We start from the raw sequence: 23,243 nt of genomic DNA, 5'->3' as shown, positions 1-23,243 counted from the left end.
GCGTATAACCAAATCAGACCCATGAATCAAGCCCAGCTTCAACAGATGGCACAGGCTGTACTGGACCAAAACTGGAACGGCCAATTTACCAAACCTGCCCCCAGCCTCTACCCGCACCAATGGAACTGGGATGCCGGTTTCATTGCCATTGGCAACGCTTACCATAATTTCGGGCGGGCAATGGCTGAAATGCGCCACCTTTTTAGTGCCCAGTGGAAGAATGGGCTCGTCCCGCAGATCGTTTTTGGTGATGACCCTGAGGCACGGTACTTCCCTGGGCCCGGCTTTTGGCAGGCCAGCCGGTCGGCTCAGGCGCCGGAGCAAATTCAAACTTCGGGTATCACTATGCCTCCGGTACACGGGTTTGTGCTTTGGAGAATGTACGAAGTGGCTGCCGATAAGGCACAGGCTAAAGCGTTCCTTAAGGAAATGTACCCCAAGGTGGTCGCCCTCCACCGCTACCTCTACGACTACCGCGACCCGGAGGAGGAAGGCCTGGTCTACATCCGCCATCCCTGGGAAGGGGGCACCGACAACAGCCCGATCTGGGACCGCGCCTTATCTCGTATGCAGATTGACCGGGATCAACTGCCTGCCTATGAGCGCAAAGACCTTCAAAATCCCAAAGCTGCCGAGCATCGCCCTACTCAGGAGGATTACGACCGCTATGTCTACCTCGTTGATCTCTTCCGGCAGCACGACTACGATGACCAGAAAATCTACGAAGAATGCCCGTTCCTCATACAGGACCCCCTGTTCAACGGTATCCTTTCCTGGTCCAACGAAGCCCTCATTCAGATTGGCAGTCTCATTGGGGAGGATATTACGGAACCCATGCAGTGGCACGAGCTTACCGTCTGGTCAATGAACGAAAAACTTTGGGACGAAGACCGGGGCATTTACAACGCCTTTGACCTGCGCGCCGGTGAAATCATCCCCGTCCATACGTCCTCAGGCCTCATCCCGCTATGCGGCGAGTTGCCTACACAGGAGCAGGCCGAGGCCATGTTGCGTACCCTGGAAAGCCCCGCTTTTGGCGGGAAGGACTCCGAGATTCTGCTCTGCCCCACCAACAGCCTGCAGGCCGAAGACATCAACTACAAAAAATACTGGCGAGGCCCGGTATGGATCAACCTCAACTGGCTGCTCTACCACGGCTTGATGCGGTACGATATGACCGATATGGCGGAGCGCATCCGGAAGCATAGCCTGGAGTTGCTCTCCAAGCACGGATTTTATGAATACTTCGACCCCCGTCGGTCTGCGGAAGGGGAAATCGGCTGTGGCACCGATCAGTTTTCATGGTCGGCTGCCCTGTGCCTCGACTTTTTGCAGGGTGAAATGTCCGGTTGAAATCCATCCCAATCCTTACTTCGTACACTTTATTGCTAATTCATCTGCTCAGGAGGCTGTTTATCGAAAAAAGCGTGCCTCTGTGCAGCTATTGTCAGATATTTGTCTCCATTACAACGGAAGACGATTTGAACAGGTTTGACTTTTCGGTTTATACTCACATAGTTTTGGACACCCGGCTGTGCAAGCAGCACCATACAACTGCGACACCATGAAAGCTTTATTATCACTCACACTGTTACTTTTTTCCATTGCAATTTTTGCCCAGGAGGGCAGCATCAAAGGCCAACTGCAGGATGAATCCGGGGAACCGGTCTCCTTTGCAAATGTGGTCCTGCATAACCCGGCTGACACCACCATCCTCAAAGTGGAAGTCAGCGATGAATCCGGGGTATTTCGTTTTCAGAATATGCCAGCTGGCACTTACCTCTTCAAAGCCTCTTATGTAGGCGCTGCCGATCTTTGGCTGCCGGAGGTCACCCTTGCCGCTGAGGAGCAAAAGGACCTGGGTGCCCTTCAATTCGGCAGTACTTCCATTGAACTGGCCGGCGCTACCGTAACGGCACAGCGCGCTATGGTGGAAATCAAGCCCGACCGCACGGTTTTTAACGTACAAGGGACTATCAACAGCACGGGTTCAGACGGGCTTTCGCTATTGCGCAAAGCGCCTGGCGTGACCGTAGACAATAACGACAACATCAACGTGCTCGGCCGCTCGGGCGTGCTCGTGTATGTAGATGGCAAACGCCTGCCGCTCGGTGGGCAAGACCTTAGCAACTTCCTGCAAAACCTTCCGGCGGATCAAATCGACCGTATTGATATCATTACCAATCCGGGCGCAAAGTACGAGGCAGAGGGCAATGCTGGTATCATCGACATCCGCATGAAAAAGGATGACAGCATCGGTGCCAATGGCTCCCTGAACGGCACTTTCAGCCAGGGCCGCTACAACAACTCCAATCTGAACGCCAGCGGCAATTTTCGCAACGGCAAGATGAACATCTTCGGTGGCGGCGGATACGGTGAAGGCGAGGGCTTCAACAAAATGAACTTTGTGAGCTTCCAAAACGGGCTGCGGCTGGATGAAGTCAACAACCATCGCAACGAACGCGAGTTTTTTAACTACCGCCTTGGAGCTGACTTCTTCCTGTCCGATAAGCACACCATCGGCTTTTTGACGGATGGGCGGGGTTTCAACGGCCAGAATAATGCCTTCAACCGCATTGAAATCTTCAACCTGGCTTCCAGCAATAACCTGCCGGATAGCATACTCGTAGCCCGCAATGCCTCTGAGGATACCCGTACTCAGAATACCTTCAACCTCAACTACCGCTACGATGGCGGCAACGAGCGCACCCTGAATATTGATGCAGACTACGGCCGCTTCCGCAATGAGAGCGAGCGCCTGCAGCCAAATCTTTACTTTGACGCGAATGAGGAGACCCTGCTCACGGAGATCATCAACAGCTTCGATACGCCGACCGATATTGACATCTACACTTTCAAGGTAGACTACGAGCAACCCCTTCTGGGCGGTAAGTTCAGCATGGGTACCAAGCTAAGCAAGGTGGTGTCCGACAATACCTTCCTGTTCTTTGATGTGAATGATGGCGTGCCGGTGCGCAACGACAATTCCTCCAACCGCTTTGAGTACGATGAGAATGTCTATGCAGGGTATATGAACTTTGCCCGGCAGTTGGGGGAAAAGTGGAACGTCTCGGCGGGTGTACGCGCTGAGCAGACCGATGCCACGGGCGACCTGCAAGCCTTCAAAGCCGAGCTACAGGAGCCACCCGTGGAGCTCAATTACCTCAACTGGTTCCCGAGCGCAGGCGTCACCTATCAGCTTTCGCAAAAAAACAGCCTGTCCCTCAACTACGGCCGCCGCATCAACCGGCCCGACTACAACGTGCTGAACCCGTTCAATAATCAGATCAGCCAGCTATCCTACGAGAAAGGCAACCCCTTCCTCCGACCGGAGATCGTCAACAATCTGGAGCTGGGCTACACCCTGGCTTACCGCTACAACTTCAAAGTGGCTTACAGCAAAACCACCGACCAAATCACCCGTCTGATGGCACCGGATGAGAATGACCCGCGGGCAGGCTTTATTACCTGGGACAACCTGGCGAGTCAGACCATCATCAGTGCCAACATCAGCGCACCGGTGCAAATCACGGAGAAGTGGAATGCCTATTTCAACGTTAGCGCGTCCCATCTCGATAATCAGGCGGACTATGGCAATGGAGCTGTCGTAGACCTGCAAGCCTTCACCTATAACATCTTCCAGCAGCATACCATCACCCTGCCCTGGGGCTTTCAGGGGGAAGTCTCGGGCTACTACAGCGGCCCCGGCGTTTGGGGCGGTGTTTTTGAATACGAAAGCAACTGGAGTCTCAACCTGGGGCTGCAGCGCAAATTCCTGGATGACAAGCTCAACGTGCGGGTAAGCGGGCAGGACCTGTTCTATGAAACCGGCTGGGACGGAGAGTCCAACTTCGCCGGGCTGATATCACAGGGCAGCGGACGTTGGGATAGCCGCCGCATCAGCATGAGCGTGAACTACCGGTTTGGCAACCAAAACATCAAATCGCGCAAGCGCAAGACCGGACTGGAGGATGAAGCCGGCCGCCTGGGCGGGAATTAATCGCCGGAAATCACGCTGGTAAGACCAAAATATTTGAAGGGAGTTGCAGATAGGTCCGCAACTCCCTTCCTGTTTGCTTGATTCCTGCGGTTAAGCTTCTTATTTTTGCGCCGTCAAAAAATACCCTGAATGGAAAATACACTCAAGATTTACAACAGCCTCTCCCGCGACAAGGAAGTGTTCACGCCCCTGAATGAAGGGCGTATCGGCATGTATGTATGCGGGCCCACCGTCTACAGCGATGTCCATTTGGGGAACTGCCGTACGTTCACCAGCTTCGATGTCATCTACCGTTACCTCATGTACCTGGGTTACAAGGTGCGCTATGTCCGTAACATCACCGATGTAGGCCACCTCGAAGGCGATAGCGATGAAATCGGTACCGAAGATAAAATCTCCAAGAAAGCGCGCCTGGAAGAACTGGAGCCCATGGAAATTGCTCAGAAGTACACCAACGGCTTCCACGAGATGATGCGCATCTTCAACACCCTGCCGCCGAGCATTGAACCACGGGCCACCGGGCATATCCCGGAGCAGATCAAGATGGTGCAGGACATCATCGATAACGGCTACGGGTACGAATCCAATGGGTCCATCTACTTTGATACCTTGAAGTTTATCGAAGAAACCAAAGCCTACGGCAAATTGTCCGGCCGCAAGATTGAAGACCTGATGGCCGAGAGCCGCGACAACCTCAAAAATCAAAGCGAGAAGCGCCACCCAGCTGACTTTGCGATCTGGATGAAAGCAGCACCTTCACACCTGATGCGCTGGAGTTCCCCATGGTCGGTGGGCTTCCCAGGCTGGCACCTAGAATGCTCAGCGATGAGCACGAAGTACCTGGGCGAGACCTTCGATATCCACGGTGGCGGTAATGACCTCAAATTCCCTCACCACGAGAATGAGATCGCTCAGAATATGGGCTCTTGCAACTGCAGCGGCGCCCGCTACTGGATGCACGCTAATATGCTGCTGATGAACGGCCGCAAGATGTCCAAGAGTGATGGCAATACCATCACGCCCATGCAACTCTTCACTGGCAACAGCCCACACATCAGCAAAGGGTACAGCCCGATGGTGGTGAAATTCTTTATGCTGCAGTCGCACTACCGCAGTACCCTTGACCTAACGGATGAGGCACTGCAAGCCGCCGAAAAAGGCTACAAGCGCCTGATGGAAGGGAATAAGCTGCTGCAGGGCATGAAGCATCCCGGCAACGGTAAGCCTGGTCCCCTCGACGAGGAGCTCAACAAACTTATCGATCAGGTGCATGCAGAGATGAACGACGACTTCAATACGCCCAAGGCCCTGGCGGTCTTATTTGAAATCGTGACCAAGGTCAACAGCCTCAACGCTGGCCACCTGCAACTGACGGACCTGACCGAGCTGACCCTCACCCGCCTGCAGGAGACCTTCCGCGGGTTTGTGGATGAAATATTTGCCCTCGAAGATGAAGGCTTAGCTGGCGAGAGTAACGGAGACAGCCCGATGGATGGCCTCATGGACCTGATCATCGATATCCGTGCCGAGGCGCGCGCCAATAAGGACTGGGGCACTTCTGATAAAATCCGCGATGTGCTGCAGGAAGTCGGCATCGTGCTCAAGGATAGCAAAGAAGGGACGAGCTGGACGAAAGCGTAGCACTTTTCCAGCCTAACTTTTACAACAGCGGCCCTGCAGCTTGATAAGCAACTGCAGGGCCGTTTAGTTTGATCAGGGTCAGGGTATGCCTTACTCCGGCACCTGATTCGGGTTCAGCAGGTCGTAGAACTGATCCAGCTTTGGCAGGATGATAATGCGGGTCCGGCGGTTCATTGACCGGCCTTCTGCCGTATCATTGGTCGCCAGTGCATTGAACTCACCCCGGCCAGCAGCGATTAAGCGGTTGGGGTCGATGCCATGATTGGTCTGCAGCGCACGCACCACAGAGGTGGAACGAAGCACGCTCAGGTCCCAGTTGTCCTTGATACAAGCCGTGTTGATCGGCTGGCTGTCGGTGTAGCCTTCCACCATCACCTCCAGGTTAGGGCGGGACTTGATGATCTTAGCAATTTTGCCCAGCACTTCATTCGCCCGGTCGGTGATTTGGGCACTGCCGCTTTTGTAGAGCATTTTATCGGAAAGGTTCACAAAGACCACGGTCTTGTCCACTTTCACTTCCACATCCTCGTCCTCAATGCCTTCGCTGAGTACGCCTTTAAGGTTGACCGCCAGAGCCAGGTTGATGGAGTCGGCACGCGTTTTGGCCGCTTGCAGCATCTGAATGTACTTATCTTTGGTTTGCAGCTGCGACAAGGTTTCCTTGATGTTGTCACTGGCTGACTGAGAAAGCGTAGTCAGATCGTCCACCTGATTCAGCTGAGCATCGCGTTGCTGACGCAGATCCGCTACCAGGTCCTTTAGGTCATTAACCTGTTCTTCCCGAAGCACCATATTACTCTCAGCGGCCTGCAGGCGGGCTTTGAGGTTCGCCTTCTCCCGGTCGCAGTCGGAAAGGCGCTTCATGTAGTCGTTAAGGCTTTCGCCCAAACGGGCCACATCCTTATTTGCAATCTCCAGTTCGGATTGGAGGGCCATGTGCTCTTTTTTGCTTACGCAGGAGACTGCCAGGACAGCAAGCGTGAACAGTAAGGGCCAATAGATTTTGGGTTTGTGATTCATAGACGGAAAATTTTTGCTCTAAATTAAGGGATTAATCCGGTTTGTAACAATTTATACTGACGTTGAAGAGGTTTGGAGCTACTGATGCTATCGTTCGGGGCATGCCCAAACCTCTTCAAGTACAGCATATAATGACCTAAGAGGTCTGCCCAAACCACTTTGCGTCATTTATAGACGCCCTTTCGGGAAATGGTAACCTAAACTATCCAGGTTAGCCTCTGTTTCTTTTTTGGAAATTGAATACTAGCTGCTGAATGCCCTTTAGAGCGCATTCGGCTTTCAACCGTTATAGCAACCGTGGAGAACAACCTCGACCGCCTTCAGGAATTGTACCGAAACGACAACCGTACACTGCGTATCAACAAAGCCCTGAGTGGTGAAAAGCCCTGCCGGCTTCAGCTTAACGGGCTGGTGGGGGCACAGACCGCCTTCCTCCTTACAGCGGTCTACCAAAACGACCCGCGTAACCATCTGCTGATCGCAAATGACAAGGAGGAGGCTGCTTATTTGCAAAACAGCCTTGATAACCTCCTGCAGGGCAAGGCTGTCCGCTTTTTTCCTGATTCCTTCAAGCGGCCCATGTACTTTGAGGAACTCAACAACACCAACGTCCTGCAGCGCACCGAGACCATCAATAAAATTGTCAATTCGCCGGCAGGTGGTGAAATCGTAGTGACTTACCCGGAAGCCCTCTTCGAACAAGTGGTGGCTCCGGAAGTGCTCAATCAGCGCCGGATTGATATTAAAAAAGAGGAAGAACTGGATGTGGAATTCCTCATCGAGGTGCTGGTGGAGTACGGTTTTGCACGGGAGGACTTCGTGTACGAGCCCGGGCAGTTTTCCATCCGGGGCGGCATCGTGGATATCTTCTCCTTTGGCAATGAATATCCCTACCGCATTGAGCTGTTTGATGAGGAAGTGGAGAGTATCCGGACCTTCAATCCGACCACACAGCTATCGGTACAGAATATCGGCGCAGTGACCATCATCCCCAACATCAACACCCGCTTTTCCCAGGAGCAGAAGGTGAGTATGCTGCGGATTCTGCAGCCCAATACCGCCGTTTGGGTAAAGGACTTTCAGCTGCTGGTGGACCGGCTGACGCAGTGCTTCGACAAGGCAGAAGAGTTTGCCAAGGGCATCGCGCTGTTGGAAGAGGAGGAGCTTAAGGAGATCTTCCGCGACCGTGCCTTCATCCGGCCGTTCGAGATTGTGGAGGATGTGAAGGACTACCACATCCTGGGCATGGCGGCCTCCGCACAGCCTATCGAATTTGACGAGCAGGTGGTCTTTTCCACCCGCCCGCAGCCGAGCTTTAATAAAAACTTCAAGCTGCTCATCGAAAACCTGGATGAGAACACCAGTACCGGGCTCCAGAACTACCTCTTCGCCGAGAACCCTAAGCAGATTGAACGCTTCTACTCCATCTTCGAAGATCTGGAAGCCAAGGTGGACCTCCACCCCATCCCCAGGTCCATCAACGAAGGCTTTATCGATATGGATTTGAAGGTCGCCTGCTATACCGACCATCAGATATTCCAGCGTTTCCACCGCTACCGCCTGCGCCGGGGCTTCACCCGCGATCAGGCGATCAACCTGCGGATGCTGCGGGAGTTGCAGCCGGGCGATTACGTCACCCACATCGACCATGGGGTGGGCAAATACTCCGGTCTGCAAAAGATCGACATCAACGGGCATGTGCAGGAGTCGGTCCGTTTGATTTACAAGAACAACGACATTCTCTACGTCAGCATTAACTCCCTGCACAAAATCTCCAAATATGTAGGCAAAGAAGGCACTGCCCCTAAGGTAGACAAGCTGGGCTCGGATGCCTGGAAGAACCTCAAGCGCCGCACCAAGAAGAAAGTCAAGGATATGGCCGGTGAGCTGATCAAGCTCTACGCCAAGCGCAAAGCCTCCGATGGGATCGCTTTCCCGAGCGATGGTTACCTGCAAAATGAGCTGGAAGCCTCCTTCATCTATGAAGATACGCCCGATCAGCTCAAGGCGACCAACGACATGAAGGAGGACATGATGAAAAGCTACCCCATGGACCGCCTCATTTGCGGGGACGTGGGCTTTGGGAAGACCGAAGTGGCCATCCGCGGTGCTTTCAAGGCAGTGGTCGGCGGCAAGCAGGTGGCGGTGCTCGTTCCCACAACGATCCTTGCCCTACAGCACTACCGTACGTTCAAAGAACGGCTGGAAGAATTTGGGGTGACGGTGGACTATGTGAATCGCTTTCGGACAACCAAAGAGAAGAATGCCATTTTCCAGCGGCTGAAAGACGGAGAGATCGACATCGTTATCGGCACCCATGCCATTCTGAATAAAAAGATTGGCTTCAAGGACCTCGGCCTGCTCATTATTGACGAAGAGCAGAAGTTTGGCGTAGCGGCCAAGGAAAAACTCCGCAATATCAAAGTCAATGTTGATACCCTCACACTGACGGCAACGCCCATACCCCGTACCCTGCAGTTTTCCCTGATGGCCGCCCGTGACCTGTCTATCATCCGTACCCCGCCGCCCAACCGGCAGCCTATTCATACGGAGGTGCGGGTATTTAGCGAAGAGGTGGTCAAGGAGGCGATCTACTATGAGGTCAACCGGGGTGGTCAGGTCTTCTTTGTGCACAACCGGGTGAAATCGCTGCCGGATATTACCGCCATGGTACGCCGCATGTGCCCGGATGTGGAAATCGCCAGCGCCCACGGGCAGATGGACCCCAAGGAGCTTGAAAAAACATTGCTCCACTTCATCGACGGGCGCTACGACGTGCTGGTTTGCACCAATATTATCGAGACCGGACTAGACATCCCGAATGCGAACACCATGATCATCAACAACGCTCAGCAATTTGGCATGAGCGACCTGCACCAGTTGCGGGGCCGTGTGGGGCGTTCCAATCAGAAGGCCTTCTGTTATCTCTTCAGCCCGCCTATGTCCACCATCACAAGTGATGCCCGAAAGCGCCTCAAAACGCTGGAGGAACACTCCGAGCTGGGCAGCGGCTTCAATATCGCCATGCGCGACCTCGATATCCGGGGCGCAGGTAATTTACTGGGCGGGGAGCAGAGTGGCTTCATTGCGGATATCGGGTATGAAACCTACCAGAAAATCCTTGAGGAGGCCATTCAGGAACTGAAGGAAAATGAGTTCAAGGAACTGTTTAAGGAAGAGCTTGACAAGAACCGGCAGTACGTGCGCGAGGTGCAGATCGATACCGATGTGGAAATGCTCATCCCTGATGAGTACATCAGCAGCATACAGGAGCGCCTCAACCTCTACACGCAGCTAGACGGGCTGGAGACGGAGGAGGAACTGCAAAAATTTGAGGAAGCCATGAAAGACCGCTTCGGCGCCCTGCCCGAACCTGTGTACGAGCTCTTTGACGGGCTGCGCCTGCGGTGGGTCTGCCGCCGTTTAGGCTTCGAGCGCCTCATTCTCAAAAATAATAAGTTGCGCTGCTACTTTGTGGAAAACCCGCAATCGCTCTTTTACGAAAGTGCGCAGTTCCAGGCTACGCTTATGTTTGTTCAGAAGGAAGGTGCTAAACGCGGGCTCAGTTTCAAGAAGACCAACCGGCACTTTATGCTGATCAAGGATGGTGTCCGCAGCCTACAGGACGCCCTGCGGGTGCTGCGTAAGGTGGATGAGAAAGTGGAGCAGGTGGCGGTGCCGGCGGGGGAGTGAATTTTAAAACACAAAACTAAGCGAAGTGCCCACAAAATAGTTCTGCGCTGTTAGGCACCATCTGCATCCGGAAAAAGGGTATCGCGGTTGCTGTCTAGGGCGCTTCCTTCCTGCCACCAAAGCACCCGCTCGCGCACCTGCACATCCAGATTGACAGCGTAACCGAAAGTTTGGAAGCCCATTTCAATGCTCAATCCCTGCTTCCTCAATTAAAAACAAGCCGTAGTTTCTTATCGTCTCTATGATCGGAATGCAGGTCCTGCCCTTGTCCGTCATGGAGTACTCCACTTTTGGAGGGACCACCGGGTAGACCTCCCGGTGGATGAAGCCTTCACTTTCAAGTTCCCTGAGCTGAGTGGTCAGCATCTTATCTGTGATGTGGGGTATGTCCCTCTTCAATTCGCTGTAGCGCATCACCCGGTCTTTCAATCTCCATAGGATGGGCATCTTCCAAGTGCCACCGATTTTGTCCATGGCAAACTCCACGGGGTTGTAGTAGAGCTTACCCTTGTAAAGAAATTCAGGCATAAGTCGTTGATTTTTATTATACTTTCTAAAAAGTGTGTATCGCTCAATTAGGTGAGTATATTGCCAAATATACGGTTTGTATCCACATTTGTGGAAAAAAGATAACAACATGAAATTTACGACAGGAATTTTTTTAGCCGCAGTCTTTACGTTTCTGGGGTGCGAATCCAAATCTCAAACCAGTACGGTTGCTGAAACGGCCAAAACGGAGGTGCAGCAACAGACGAAGCCAAAGGTCAAAGAAGACAAGCGGTATGTACACGCACATGGGATGCCTTACAAAGGCAAAATCCTAATGGTTGCCAGTAGTCCGGCGATATCGGAGCAAACCGGGTGGCCGATTGGTTTCTGGGCAGCGGAATTAACGCACCCGCTTCATGTATTTCAGGAAGCAGGTTATGAGGTGGAATTGGTTTCTACCGAAGGCGGCGAAGTAAAAATGGATGGGTATTCAGACCCTACGGATGCTAGTGGTTACGCTGCGCATGATGTGATCTCGTTAGGCTATATGCAGCAGGAATGGTTCAACGAAATGCTGAAGCAAACCCGAAAGCTAAGCGAGGTGAGTGCGGAGGGTTATGATGCCATCTTTTTAGTAGGTGGTCAAGGCCCTATGTACACGTTTCGTGGCAATCCCGAACTGGAAAAACTCTTCGTTTCTTTTTACGAGTCGGAAAAGCCCAGTGCAGCGGTCTGCCATTCCACGACTTTACTGCTTGAGGCAAAGACCTCAGATGGTGAGCTACTCGTTAAGGACAAAACCTGGACAGGCTTCGCTAACGCGGAAGAAGACTACGCAGATCAGGCTGTAGGTCAGAAAATCCAGCCCTATCGGATAGAAGACCAGGCAAGAAAGCTGGAAGGTACTACATTAAAGTAGCTGAACCCTTCGCTTCCTATGCGATTACAGATGGTCATTTGATAACCGGGCAGCAACAGAATTCAGGTGCTGCAGCCGCGCGCATGGTTGTGGACTTACTGAATAAAAAGTAACCGCTAATAGTGGGTGAGAAGCTCCGGCTTCTCACCCTATAATTGTGCTGCTGAATATGAAACGGTTACTTCTTTTGTGTTTCTTAAGTTTACTTGCTTTCTCAAAAATGGCTGGTCAAAGCCTGGAATTAATGCCCGGAACATCGCGCATTTTTGCTGATGCCCAATGGCTTAAAACCTTTGATGCCGAGAGAAAGTGGTCTTTGTTTAGCCGGTCGAGAGCCACAGTCGATTACGAAAACCATACCGATCTTTTCACCGGGGCTTACTTAAATTACACTACCCCATCAGGCTTGGGAGGAACCGTAGTAGGCCGTATTGCTACCTCAGGTGCAGGAGCTGACGCAGGAATTCATTATTTTAAAGCCGGAAAGTCATTCATGGTTTATGCGCTGGCATCTGTAGGGTTACAACAGGATTTTTCCTGCTCCTGGTTTTCTATCCTGAGATATACACCGGCATTCAATGATAACTGGAAGCTGTATTCCAGTCTGGAACTATTCTCAAACTTTAGCCGGGCCGGGCATATAGCGAGTGTGCAAAGAATCCGCGCAGGACTGGACCAAAGTGGGTATCAATTTGGGCTGGCGGTCAACCTATTGGGGTTGGGAAAAGTATATAAGACCACAGACACTAACCCGGGAGTATTTTTAAGAAAACAGTTTTAAGTATGAATATAGCAATTATAGGTACCGGAAATGTAGGGGGAGCGCTTGCCACCAAATGGGCAGCAAAAGGGCATACTATTAGCCTTGGTGTTCGGGACCTGCAAAACTTCAAGGGCAAAGCACTGCTGAAGCATAGCAATATAACTGCCATGCCGATAGCAGAAGCTGTCGCTAAATCAGCGGTTATCCTGATCGCTACTCCGGCAACTGCAGCTGTAGAGGTTGCCCGGTCTTTGGGGAACACCCAAGGCAAGATCATCATTGATACTATGAATATCGTCATGGGTCGGGGCCCAAAAGGGTTTTCCAATACCTCAGCGGCCCTCTTGGCTAATACGGCTGCTACGGATGTGGTAAAGTGCTTCAATACCACTGGCTACAACAACATAAAAGATCCGAGGTACGGAGGGACGGCATTAGATGCCTTTGTGGCGGGTGATAGTAAAGAAGGAAAGGAAGCAGCGATTTCCCTGGCGGGAGATGCTGGTTTTGCAGCTTGCTATGACATCGGTGGAAACGACAAATTTGACTTAATGGAACAGTTCGCTTTCTTTTGGATCAACCTGGCCATGATGCAGGGGCACGGAAGAGAAATTGGCTTTAAGTTATTAAAGCGATAAGGAAAATTGTCCAGACCACAGAAGCAGGTTTGGCCTATAGTTTACAGCGCTATCAGGGAATCAGTGTACACCATTAAGCATAAACGGTGCTATCCTTCCTAGCTATACTCTTCCAGTGCCTGGTCGATCTTCTTGTAATCTGCTGGTTTTTGGAAGTATTCGTAAATCAGCCCGGTATCTAAAGCTTCCTGAATTTCCTCGGTAATGGCATAACCGGATAGCATAAAATACTTTTTGTTCGAGAACTGCTTTTGTGCCTCCCGGATAAAGTCCAAGCCCGTCATTCCGGGCATATTCATATCGGTAATGACCCATTTGATTGCCGGGTCTTTTTCAAGTTCTAATAGTCCATCTTCCCCATGCTTTGCGGTAATGACTTCGTATTTTCTTCCAAGGATTTTCTTGAGAATTAAAAGGTTGATGGGCTCGTCATCTACACACAAGACTTTATTTCTATTTTGCATGGTTTTTTTCTTTAGGTAGGCTGATAGCTACTTGGGTTCCCTTATCCACTTCTGAGGTAATGGTGAGGCTTCCATCGTGTTCCTGAATAATGGAATGAGTAATGGATAACCCTAGTCCTGTTCCAACACCAGGGGGTTTCGTTGTGTAGAATGGGTCCATTACTTTGTTGAGGTTTTCCCGTCGTATTCCGCACCCGTTGTCGCCAATAATTATGGCAAGCTCGTTTTTCAAGAATTTTGTTTCGATGGTTATTTCGCCTTTTTCTGGAATAGCATCTATGGCATTGGCGAGGAGGTTAAGAATAGCCTGGTGAAGCTTTCCATTATTGCCCAGTACTCTAGCCGGACGGTCTGTATATTCTTTTGTAATCGTAATTCTGTCCTTGTATTTGTTCTGTAGCATCACAAGGCAGTCATCTATGATGAGATGGAGATCGCAAACCTCTGTGTTATCTTCGTTGCTTCTGCTGAAAAGGTTTAGGCTTTTTACAATTTTAGTGGCTCTGTCCGAGCCGGCTTTAATCCAGCCGAGGTATTCTTCGATTTCTGCTTTATCAATCACCTCATCTTCGTGGAGGTGATTATGAATAGCCGTATAGCCTCCTACGATGTAGTTTAAAGGGTTATTCAATTCATGCGCTACGCCGGCAGTCAGGATACCCAGGGAAGCCATTTTTTCGGATTGAATCAGCTGGGATTGTGCTTCTTTCAGTTTTTCCAGCGCTTGTTGCCGCTCAACGGCAAGCTGCATCTCTTTGGTTACATCCCAGTTGGTGCCAAAAACGGCAATGGTATTTCCCTTGTCATCCGTTTCGGCTTTACCCTTTCCACGAATATGGCGGATTTCGCCTGACTCCCGGTGGATAATTCGAAATAGAATGTCAAGATCTTTTTGTTCTGCAATGGTATCTTGTAAGGCTCTGACATTTCTTTCTTTATCTTCTGGGTGTAAGCTTGTTTCCCAGGCTTCATAGGCACCGGAGAACGCTTCTTTGTCGATGCCAAAAAGTTCATACATAATACTATCCCATTCCAGGGCATTTGTCAGTACATCATATCGCCATACTCCGGATTTAGCATGTTTTGCCGCTAACCAGTAGTGTTCCAGTTCTTTGGAAAGCTCAATGGCTTTTCGGGCACGCTCTTCCACCAGCTTCTCCAGGTTTTTATTGATCCGCTCCAGTTCCTTTTCGGCTTCCTTTTGTTTGGTAATATCCAAACCTATAGAATTCCAAACGACACTTCCATCGGTGTTTTTAACAGGCACGCCTCTCACATCAACCCATTTTATTCTTCCGTCAGGAAATTGGAGCCGGTGCTCAAACTTCCAAGGCGTAAGTTCCTTTGCGGATTTCTGAATAGAAGGTCTGATTTGTTTTAAATCCTCTTTATGGATTTTATCCCAAATCAACTGAATATTTGCTATAGCTTTATCCGGTGCTACTTCGTATAACTGATGGGCGCCCTTGCTCATGTAGAGCAGCTCATCGGTACCATCAGTATTTAATTTGTACTTAAATATTACTCCAGCAAGATTGTCCGCTATGTTTTGAAATTGGCGCTGGCTCGCTTTTAGAGCCACTTCGGCTTCCTTCTGCTCCGTGATATCGAACAAAACCCCATTGTGCACAATATTCCCCTCTTCGTCAGCTGAGCCCAGCGCATGGCCTGCTATCCACACTACTTGACCGTGCTTATTAAAGGCTCTGAAGGTTTTTGCCCATTTAGCCTTGTCCTGATTCGCCTCAAGGATAGAGTGCATAGTGCCATCAAAGTCTTCCGGGTGAATGCGGGAAAAGAGAAATGCAGGGTCTTTCATCTGTTCAGAAGCAAAACCAAGTATTTCGCTTGCCTTATCGCTCACGAAGGGCATGGAAAAAGTCCCGTCCTTGTGAAATACAAACTGGTAAATTGCTCCCGGTATGGAGTTCGTAATGTGCAGTAGTTGATTTTGCACCTTCTTTTTTTCCTCTTCTGTCTTGCGTCTTTCAGTAATGTCTATGGAAGATGTGGGGTAAATCTCATTACCATTTTCGTCATAATCCAGGCGGGAATACATCAACAGATCAAACTCACTTCCATCTTTACGTCTGGCTTTCAGCTCACAGATATATTTCCCTTTTTCCTTGAGGTTTTTTACGAGTCGTTCCGGGAAGGTCGGGTCAGCGCAAAGCTTTGCCGGAGAAGTTCCAATGATCTCTGAAGGGTCACTGTATCCAAACATTCTGGAATGGGCTTTATTAACGTAGATGAACTTGCCCTCGTGATCAACTATATCAAATCCATTCAGAGAGTGATCAATGGCTTTGGTCAGCAAATTTACTCTGCTGGTTGTCTTCTTCCGCTTTGTGATATCCTGAAAAACACCGGTCAGCTTTACGCATTTACCATCTGCCATTTCAGATTCACCCATGGCATGTACCCAGATTTGTTTGCCCTTAGCGGTTATAAAGCGTGCCTCAAAATTGAAGGGCTTACCGGTTTCGATAGACTCATTTACGATTTGAGCAACCCACTCACGATCATCAGGGTGGTAAAAGTTGAGGGCTTCTTTTGTTTCAAGCTCAACGCCTTCCGGCAGTTCATGGAGCTCGCGAGTGGTTTTAGTCTGATGAACTTTGCTAAAATCGCCTTTTAATTGCCAGCCGCCTACCTTGGCAATTTCACCAGTCCGCTTTAAAAAGTCCTCACTCTCCTCCAGTGCCTTTTTAGCCAGTTTTTCTTCCGTAATATCTTTTCCTGTTGAAATAAAGTAGTCGCCCATTGGGATGCTGGACATACTGAGGTACTGATTGGTAGGTGCAAAGTATTCCACCCACTTGTGCGGTTGGCCGGTATTGAAAATTTGCTGGACAATAGGCATGAATTGCTCCGTTGTCCCTTTGCCAAAGATTTCTTCGGCGGTTTTGCCTATGACCTTCTCTTTTTGCTTTCCCCAGCTGTCAAGTGCTGCGGGGTTTACATCTGCCAGCACCCATGTTTTTATGCTGCCATCCTTTTTTCTAACGACTCTCCAGAGGTGTACTTCATCGGCAAGGTGATTGAACAGTTTTTGGTACAACTCCTCTAGTTGGCCTAACTTTGATTCTACCACAACCAGGCGATCCTCAGACGCTTTCAACTTTCTTTGCAGGGCATCGAGGTTGCCATTAATATCACGTGTTTTCATCTGAGTTAATCATTATGATTATGTAGTACTTCTTGCTGTGAAGGCCGTGCGAAAAATAGCACCTCCCCAGCTTTCAAAGAAATACCCTCTTTCTTCCTACACGCCAGTGCAAAAGACAGTGGCTAAAGAGAAGAGGAGTGTTTTTGTGATAAATAGGCAGCAATGGATTCATTGAAAAGTGAATACTCTGTAACACTCCCAAAGAGGTTTCCCTGGGGCAGCAATCAAGCAAGTTTCAGAAAAGGGGCAGTTGTCTAAACCAACGGGTAGGTAATCCTAAACTGGCTTATACTCGTTGTCATGGTTGGTCATAATGAATGTAGGACCGGCAATATACTTTTTTCTGGCGTTGAGGACAAACATTTGCGTAAGTAAAGCTATGCTATTTGAAGCACTGCATTACCTTTCTTCCTGCCTGAATCCACATACCGATGTGCTTCCTGAATCTGTCCTATGGAGTAAACTTTATCTATGACAGGATCGTAATTTTCGTTGTCGAAGAGCTGAGACAAAAACTCCAGATACGCTTTCCGCTCATCGGCAACATCAGTCCCTTCTACCGTAAAAAACTTCCCACCAGGCTTTAACAGTGGCTTGCATATCTTTTTGCTGGTTTTTCCAACGGCATCCAAAATAATGTCGAACTTATCCGGTAGTTTTGTGAAGTCCTCCTGATCGTACTGAACGATATGGTCTGCTCCTAGTTGCTCTACAAGCCCTTTTCCTCTTGAGCTGCAAACTGCCGTTACGGTTGCACCATAATATTTGGCAATTTGAACAGCAGCAGTACCTACTGATCCTGTAGCACCATAGATCAGCACCTCAGGGTTGTTGATGGCATCAATTCTGCCTTTTCGTAAGAAATAGATAGCGGTCTGCCCACCAAAAGGGAGCGCTGCCGCTTCTTCAAAGGATGCCTTTTCAGGTTTAGTGGCGATTGCTTTATTTTCAGGGAGGCACACATATGCTGCATGGCACCCTTGCTGAAACCCGGTGGTTCCGTACACCTCCTGCCCGATTTTAAACTGAGTGACTGAAGCTCCAACCTCTTCGACTATGCCTGAAAAAACCGTTCCTAAAACGGGCTTTCTGGGCTTGGAGAACCCCAGCACCACACGCATAATTATTTTCATGATCCCCTTTACTCTAAGCCCTCTGATCCTAACATCTCCAGTGTTTACGGTCGAGGCAATTACCTTTACCAGAACCTCATATTTTTTTGGAACTGGCCTTGGGATGTCTTTGATTTCCAAGACTTCCGGTGGTCCGTATTTCGGGCAGATTACCGCTTTCATAGTTCTTTTTTGTTGATCCATTTTCAACTTCAGACGGTGTAAACTTAGTACCAGTAAGAGGCTCAGTTGTATGGTCTCGTATACCAGTTCTAGACGGTACAACTACCAAGCTCTGCAATTTTGATCTCCAAATCCATTTTCTCTGCCTAACACAGGATAAAACAGGACAAATCTTGTGTGGTCTGCAATTTATATCCCTAATGTCGGCAAATGCTTTACCTTATGATAAATTAGTGTCGCTTTAATGCAATGTTTGAGTGATTCGGTAGGAATTTCATCATCCAAGTGGAAGACTATTGCCCGGTTCCCCTCAAACTCAAAGGTATGCTCAAACCGTACCCTGAAAGTTTCCACCAATCTGCTGGTGCATTTAAAATACATGGCATATTGATCGGGCGTTTTGGGTTTCCAGTCCATCCTTAACGTACTTCCGATTTTGGTCAGGTAACTGGGCTCGCCCCACTTCAGGGTTTCTTCGAGTTCTTCAATGCCATCGGTGGCTTTAGCGGTTTCAATAACTAAGTGCCGGAGGAATAGCATTTTATCCCGAACTGGGGCGGGGTATTCATTGAAAACGAATTCAACCTTTGTATCTGTTTTAATCTTTAGTTCTTTCATTAGGGCGAACCTGAATATAATTAGGTGTACTTGCACGGGGTCAACTAAGTAGTGCCTAAGATACTTAAACCCAATATTTTTCAAGTCCAGTGAACCCTTTATTGATCACATAGGCTGCAAAAGCCTGGAATTTTCACCTGTCGTCACAACCACCCGGCAAGAACAAAAGCATTTTACGTTCAGTTAGATACACAAATAAAATACTATGGCTTGGTTAAAGCACACCTATGCAACGCAGCTTCCCCCAAATTTGTATGCTGAACAAGCACCGGTACCAATTAGTGATCCCCAAATGGCTTTGTTTAATGAGGCTTTGGCCAGGGAATTAGGTATAGCTGAATTGCTAAAGGAGGACGCAAAGGCCTTGGCTTATCTTTCAGGCAACGAAACTATACCAAATAGCCAGCCTATTGCTCAGGCTTACGCCGGGCATCAGTTTGGCCATTTCACCCGCCTTGGTGATGGCCGCGCTGTGCTGTTAGGCGAGGTGGAAACCCAGCGAGGCTTGTACGACCTGCAGCTCAAAGGCTCCGGGCAAACCCCTTACTCCAGAAGGGGAGACGGCAGGGCGACTTTTTACTCTATGCTGAGGGAGTACCTGATTAGTGAAGCCTTGCATGCGCTCCACATTCCAACAAGCAGAAGCCTGGCAGTGGTCAAAACAGCGGGCCCGGTCTACCGGGAGCGGATTCATCAGGGTGGCGTCCTGACCCGGGTCGCAGCAAGCCATATCCGGGTGGGCACTTTTGAGTATGCGCGCTTCCTGGGAGAAGCAGGGGATCTGCAGGCTTTGCTGGAGTATACCATCGAACGGCATTACCCGGCACTAAAGGACCACTTAAATCCTGCCCTGGGCTTGCTGGAAATCGTGATGCAAAAGCAAAGGGAATTGATCGTTAACTGGCTACGCGTTGGCTTTATCCATGGAGTTATGAATACCGACAACGTGGCTATTTCCGGTGAAACCATTGATTACGGCCCCTGCGCCTTTATGAATGTTTATCATCCCAGGACAGTATTCAGCTCTATCGATACAGATGGCCGGTACGCCTTCGCTAACCAGCCCAATATTGCCTACTGGAACCTAGGTGTTTTTGCCAATGCAATACTTCCTTTGATTGATGAGGAAGAAGCAACAGCCAGTGCTAAGGCAGAAGAGGTACTGGATCGGTTCCCGGAAGCCTTTACCGGGGCTTACTTTGAAATGATGGGTAATAAGCTGGGCATTGTGAATCAGGTGGAGGAAGATCGGGATTTAGTCAATTCTGGTTTGAAACTGCTGGCGAAATGGCGGGTGGACTACACCAACTTCTTTACTGAACTGAGGCGAGGGGGGGATTTGATCAATAAGCTGAGGGAGGAAGAGGCTTTCGAAAATTGGTATTCAAGATGGGAAAAAGCGCGGTTAAGAGGTACATCTTTGACTAAAAGCAATGCACTGATGGCGCAAACCAACCCAGTTGTTATTCCACGGAACCACTTGGTGGAAGAAGTGCTACAGTCCGCTGTTGCGGGAGATATGCAGCCTTTCCTTTCGTTCCTGCAGGAACTGTCATCACCTTATGATGACGGATTGTCCCTGCAAACGGTCCCTGCTGGCTTTGATGCCAGCTATCAGACCTTTTGCGGAACCTAATAAGCTCAGTACGAAACCAATTTAGCCTTACGGATGGAGTCTTTCTGAGCCGGCATTCGATTTAGGGCATGGCATCCACTAAAGAGAAACAACAAAAGCATCAGGTAATAATACCTCGCCTGCATTTTCCATCAATTTAAATTAGGGTCAATAACGATGATCCATTCCTACATTAAGTTGGTCGTCTAATCATTCAAAAGGGTCACTCCACTTTACCTCATTGGCAACAGTAGGGTCCGTAAGCGTCTTAAGAAAGGCCACCAAAGCCGCTTTTTCCGGAGCTGTGAAATTTAATCGTACCGGATTCCCATTCTCATCGGTTAGGGCAGGGGATAGCGTAGGATGTGCCTGAATCCCGCTACTGTAATGTTCTACCACTTCTTCTAACGTTTCAAACCGGCCATCGTGCATGTAGGGCGGTGTCAATTCGATATTCCGCAGGCTTGTCGTTTTAAACCGGCCGACAAAAATCGGGTTGGAAAACACACCGCCGGCACCTAAGTCCGTTGTAGACAGGGCATCAATCCCGTTATTTTGCGGTCCGGGGTTCGCACTAACAAAAGCTTCTGTGGTGTGGCATCCGAAACAGGCTCCACCACCATTGGGAATCGTTTGAAAGAATAGATTTTTACCCAAGTTTTCCTCCGCTGTGAAATTTGGGAAACTGGCACCGGGTGATGCAGACATAGCCCGGCCTTCATCATATTTGCTGGAGTAGCTTACTATACTTCTGATAAATTGGGATAAGGCTTTTGAGATTTTATCACCGTTGATTTCGGTAGAGCCAAATGCCTTTTCAAATAGTTCGGGATAATAATCCTGTTCCTGGACAGTACTTACCACTTGCTCCAGGGTCATGCCCATTTCAACAGGGTCCTGAAAAGGCATAAGCACCTGCTCTTCCAGCGAGCCCGCTCTTTCATCCCAAAAGAAACGGCCGCGTTGATAGAATCTGGAGTTGATAAGGGTCATGGAGTGGCGTCCGGTCAACCCTCCGTCAAAACCAACACTTAAGGTTGCATCATCTGAAAACCCCTTATCCTGCTTATGGCAGGAAGCGCAGGCGATCGTCCCGTTGGCGCTTAGCTTTTTGTCATAAAAAAGCACTCTGCCCAGCGTTGCCCCCTCATTAGTAATCGGGTTATCGGCAGGAGTATTATCCAGGCCGTTAACGGATGTGGGCAAGGGCTGACCGGGGAGGTCTGTGGTAAAATGATCTGGCAGGTTTGAATTCACATAATCGAAATGCGCTTCTGGCAAATTTAATGAGGTGCTGCTTGAAGTCGGCTCATTATCTGCTTTGTTGCAGGATGACAACCCCAATACTACAGTAAATATCAGGAGGGAATAGAATGCATGGTTCATAATTGTCTGATTGATATGCCCTTGGACTGTAGTTATGCTAAAGGGTTTAACGTAGGGGAACAGTCGGGTACAAGAGCCGGGAGATTAAGCCTTCAGCTTTCGAACCTCTACCTCCCGGTGATCCATTGGCAACCGTAGTCAATACATCCCCGTGGCTAATGCTCCCCTTCAATGCTTAGCGTGCATTCATCTAGTGGAAGGTTGGTACGGCGGCACAACCTTTGTACCCGTTTTCCCTGCGTGTCGAAGTGGTCAAATGAATCACTGCCCCATCATCCGGTTCCACAACTTACTGAATGCTTTATCCATATCTCTGGGCTGCTCGCGCCCCTGACGGGCATGCCATTCGCCATCCTCACCCTGCTCCAGAATAAAGTGAAAGACAAAGTCGGAAGGCGCTTCGAAAGACTGGTTTAGGGACCCGAAGCGGAGGTCGTTGTACTGCAGGGCCGTATCGCCCCGCTCAAATACGCAGTAGTAGCCGTCCGAGAACCACTGCAGTACCTCAAGGTCGCGGGAGCCCTCAGCGGGGTGTAGCAGCTCATGCCGTTTGGGAATGACCGTGAAGTTCCCAAACACCGCCTCCTCATCCAGGATAGAGTACAGGCTGTGGTAATAAGCGGTGTCGCCCTCCGCTATGCCCTGCCAAAGCAGGTTGTTGAGAATGGTCGGGGAGGTCATGTAACGCTCAAATGGGATGTCTTCCCGTTGGAGGGAAGCTTCGAAGGTCCGGTTGATGTGCCATTTGTTGGCAAAGGTGAAGACCAGGTACAGACTGCTCACGACCAGGCCGGCGGTATTGAGGCGGGTACGCAGCGCTTGCCGTTTTCTGCCTACAATAAACGCAGCAAGCAACAGTAGCAGGAAAGGGAAGGTATAAGCTGGATCTGCTACTGAAATATTGTTAAAGGCGACCCGGTAGTCCCAGAACGGCCGGAAAAGCTGCGTACCGTAGGTGGTGCAGGCATCCAGCAGGGGATGGGTGAAAATCGCCCAGAAGAACAACCAGCTCCAGTCGCGCCAGGTAGCCGTCCAGGGGTGGTTTGTGGTGCCCCGGACAGCCTGTACGCCCAAGCTGACCAAGGGAAAGAAAAGGATCGCTGCCGTGATGGCACCGGCCACTTTCAGAATTTCCAGCGGTGGGGCAGGCATCGTTACAGACCCCAGGGCAATCATGAGAAAAATAAGGGCGGTAGACAGCCCAAGTGCCTGCCCGATCCGCTGCCTTTTATAGATATGGTGCACCAGCCCTCCCAAAACAATGGGAGCCAGGGCAGCAAAGGCGAAGGAATGCGTGATCGCCCGGTGGAAAGCCAGCGCGCTGATCTCATCTGTGACCATATTGGCGAAGACATCAAGATCAGGGATGGTACCCCCGATGGCGCCCCAGAGCATTGCCCGGTTGCCGACTTTTTTGCCAAGCACCACCTCGCCTACGGCAGCGCCCAGCGTGATTTGTGTGAGTGAATCCATATCAGCAAACAGGAACTGCGCCGCAGCTCCTGTGTCGTATTTTTTGGTTATGCCTTACAA

16 protein-coding genes and 1 pseudogene are annotated in these 23,243 nt (G+C 50.0%); 8 read left to right on the top strand and 9 right to left on the bottom strand.

The genetic code is table 11. The features are described from left to right. Positions 1 to 21: 21 nt before the first annotated feature. From MRY86_RS02890 to cysS, 3 genes are all read left to right on the top strand, one after another. A complete protein-coding gene (locus MRY86_RS02890) occupies positions 22 to 1,353 on the top strand; it encodes a trehalase family glycosidase (protein ID WP_293569182.1) in 1,332 nt (443 codons plus the stop codon). Between the two features lie 211 nt (positions 1,354 to 1,564). Beyond that, complete coding sequence (locus tag MRY86_RS02885) at positions 1,565 to 4,000, top strand: TonB-dependent receptor (protein ID WP_293569180.1); 2,436 nt, start codon at positions 1,565 to 1,567, stop codon at positions 3,998 to 4,000. Positions 4,001 to 4,129: 129 nt separating this feature from the next. Then, on the top strand, positions 4,130 to 5,641 hold the full coding sequence (gene cysS, locus MRY86_RS02880; RefSeq protein ID WP_293569178.1) for a cysteine--tRNA ligase: 1,512 nt from the start codon (positions 4,130 to 4,132) through the stop codon (positions 5,639 to 5,641). Positions 5,642 to 5,731: 90 nt separating this feature from the next. Here cysS and MRY86_RS02875 read toward each other — a convergent pair whose 3' ends face one another. Continuing rightward, complete coding sequence (locus tag MRY86_RS02875) at positions 5,732 to 6,661, bottom strand: OmpA family protein (protein ID WP_293569176.1); 930 nt, start codon at positions 6,659 to 6,661, stop codon at positions 5,732 to 5,734. Positions 6,662 to 6,958: 297 nt separating this feature from the next. On the opposite strand from MRY86_RS02875, the gene mfd reads away from it, so the two are divergent. Beyond that, the gene (gene mfd, locus MRY86_RS02870; protein WP_293569174.1) at positions 6,959 to 10,354 is read left to right on the top strand and encodes a transcription-repair coupling factor; all 3,396 of its coding nucleotides are present in this window, start codon (positions 6,959 to 6,961) and stop codon (positions 10,352 to 10,354) included. Positions 10,355 to 10,404: 50 nt separating this feature from the next. Here mfd and MRY86_RS02865 read toward each other — a convergent pair whose 3' ends face one another. Both MRY86_RS02865 and MRY86_RS02860 read right to left on the bottom strand, forming a co-directional pair. Then, positions 10,405 to 10,548 (bottom strand): hypothetical protein, encoded by a 144-nt coding sequence (locus MRY86_RS02865; protein WP_293569172.1) that lies wholly within the window; start codon positions 10,546 to 10,548, stop codon positions 10,405 to 10,407. Then, entirely contained in the window at positions 10,538 to 10,882 is a 345-nt protein-coding gene (locus tag MRY86_RS02860; RefSeq protein WP_293569170.1) for a helix-turn-helix domain-containing protein, read from the bottom strand. The genes MRY86_RS02865 and MRY86_RS02860 overlap by 11 nt, the downstream gene beginning before the upstream one ends. 271 nt (positions 10,883 to 11,153) lie before the next feature. Between MRY86_RS02860 and MRY86_RS02855 the strand changes: the two are divergent. The 3 genes and pseudogenes from MRY86_RS02855 (at position 11,154) to MRY86_RS02845 (ending at position 13,163) form a co-directional block, all read left to right on the top strand. After that, positions 11,154 to 11,875 (top strand): annotated as a pseudogene (locus MRY86_RS02855) (type 1 glutamine amidotransferase domain-containing protein). 56 nt (positions 11,876 to 11,931) lie between these two features. After that, the gene (locus tag MRY86_RS02850) at positions 11,932 to 12,543 is read left to right on the top strand and encodes a hypothetical protein (protein ID WP_293569166.1); all 612 of its coding nucleotides are present in this window, start codon (positions 11,932 to 11,934) and stop codon (positions 12,541 to 12,543) included. Positions 12,544 to 12,545: 2 nt separating this feature from the next. After that, complete coding sequence (locus tag MRY86_RS02845; RefSeq protein WP_293569164.1) at positions 12,546 to 13,163, top strand: NAD(P)-binding domain-containing protein; 618 nt, start codon at positions 12,546 to 12,548, stop codon at positions 13,161 to 13,163. A gap of 98 nt (positions 13,164 to 13,261) precedes the next feature. Here the strand turns inward: MRY86_RS02845 and MRY86_RS02840 are convergent, their stop codons facing one another. The 4 genes from MRY86_RS02840 to MRY86_RS02825 all read right to left on the bottom strand — a co-directional run bounded on the left by MRY86_RS02840 (position 13,262) and on the right by MRY86_RS02825 (position 18,709). Then, a complete protein-coding gene (locus MRY86_RS02840) occupies positions 13,262 to 13,627 on the bottom strand; it encodes a response regulator (RefSeq protein WP_293569162.1) in 366 nt (121 codons plus the stop codon). Then, positions 13,617 to 16,796, bottom strand: coding sequence for a PAS domain-containing protein (locus MRY86_RS02835; protein WP_293569160.1), 3,180 nt, complete (start codon positions 16,794 to 16,796; stop codon positions 13,617 to 13,619). The genes MRY86_RS02840 and MRY86_RS02835 overlap by 11 nt, the downstream gene beginning before the upstream one ends. 377 nt (positions 16,797 to 17,173) lie before the next feature. Continuing rightward, positions 17,174 to 18,091, bottom strand: a complete 918-nt coding sequence (locus tag MRY86_RS02830; RefSeq protein WP_293569158.1) for an NAD(P)-dependent alcohol dehydrogenase — start codon at positions 18,089 to 18,091, stop codon at positions 17,174 to 17,176. 189 nt (positions 18,092 to 18,280) lie between these two features. Beyond that, positions 18,281 to 18,709 carry a DUF1801 domain-containing protein gene (locus tag MRY86_RS02825; RefSeq protein WP_293569156.1) on the bottom strand — a complete coding sequence of 143 codons (429 nt, stop codon included), beginning with the start codon at positions 18,707 to 18,709 and terminating at the stop codon, positions 18,281 to 18,283. Positions 18,710 to 18,914: 205 nt separating this feature from the next. Here MRY86_RS02825 and MRY86_RS02820 point away from each other — a divergent pair, with 205 nt between their 5' ends. Next, complete coding sequence (locus tag MRY86_RS02820) at positions 18,915 to 20,345, top strand: protein adenylyltransferase SelO (RefSeq protein ID WP_293569154.1); 1,431 nt, start codon at positions 18,915 to 18,917, stop codon at positions 20,343 to 20,345. 189 nt (positions 20,346 to 20,534) lie between these two features. On the opposite strand, the gene MRY86_RS02815 is transcribed toward MRY86_RS02820, so the two are convergent. Next, the gene (locus tag MRY86_RS02815; RefSeq protein ID WP_293569152.1) at positions 20,535 to 21,710 is read right to left on the bottom strand and encodes a cytochrome c peroxidase; all 1,176 of its coding nucleotides are present in this window, start codon (positions 21,708 to 21,710) and stop codon (positions 20,535 to 20,537) included. 261 nt (positions 21,711 to 21,971) lie between these two features. Continuing rightward, entirely contained in the window at positions 21,972 to 23,183 is a 1,212-nt protein-coding gene (locus MRY86_RS02810) for a metal-dependent hydrolase (protein WP_293569150.1), read from the bottom strand. Between the last annotated feature and the right edge of the window lie 60 nt (positions 23,184 to 23,243).

The sequence above is a fragment of the Phaeodactylibacter sp. genome, assembly GCF_022763345.1.
Lineage (GTDB): Bacteria > Bacteroidota > Bacteroidia > Chitinophagales > Saprospiraceae > Phaeodactylibacter.
Note: the sequence above shows the minus strand (reverse complement) of the source record. Positions and strands in the feature narration are given on the sequence as shown.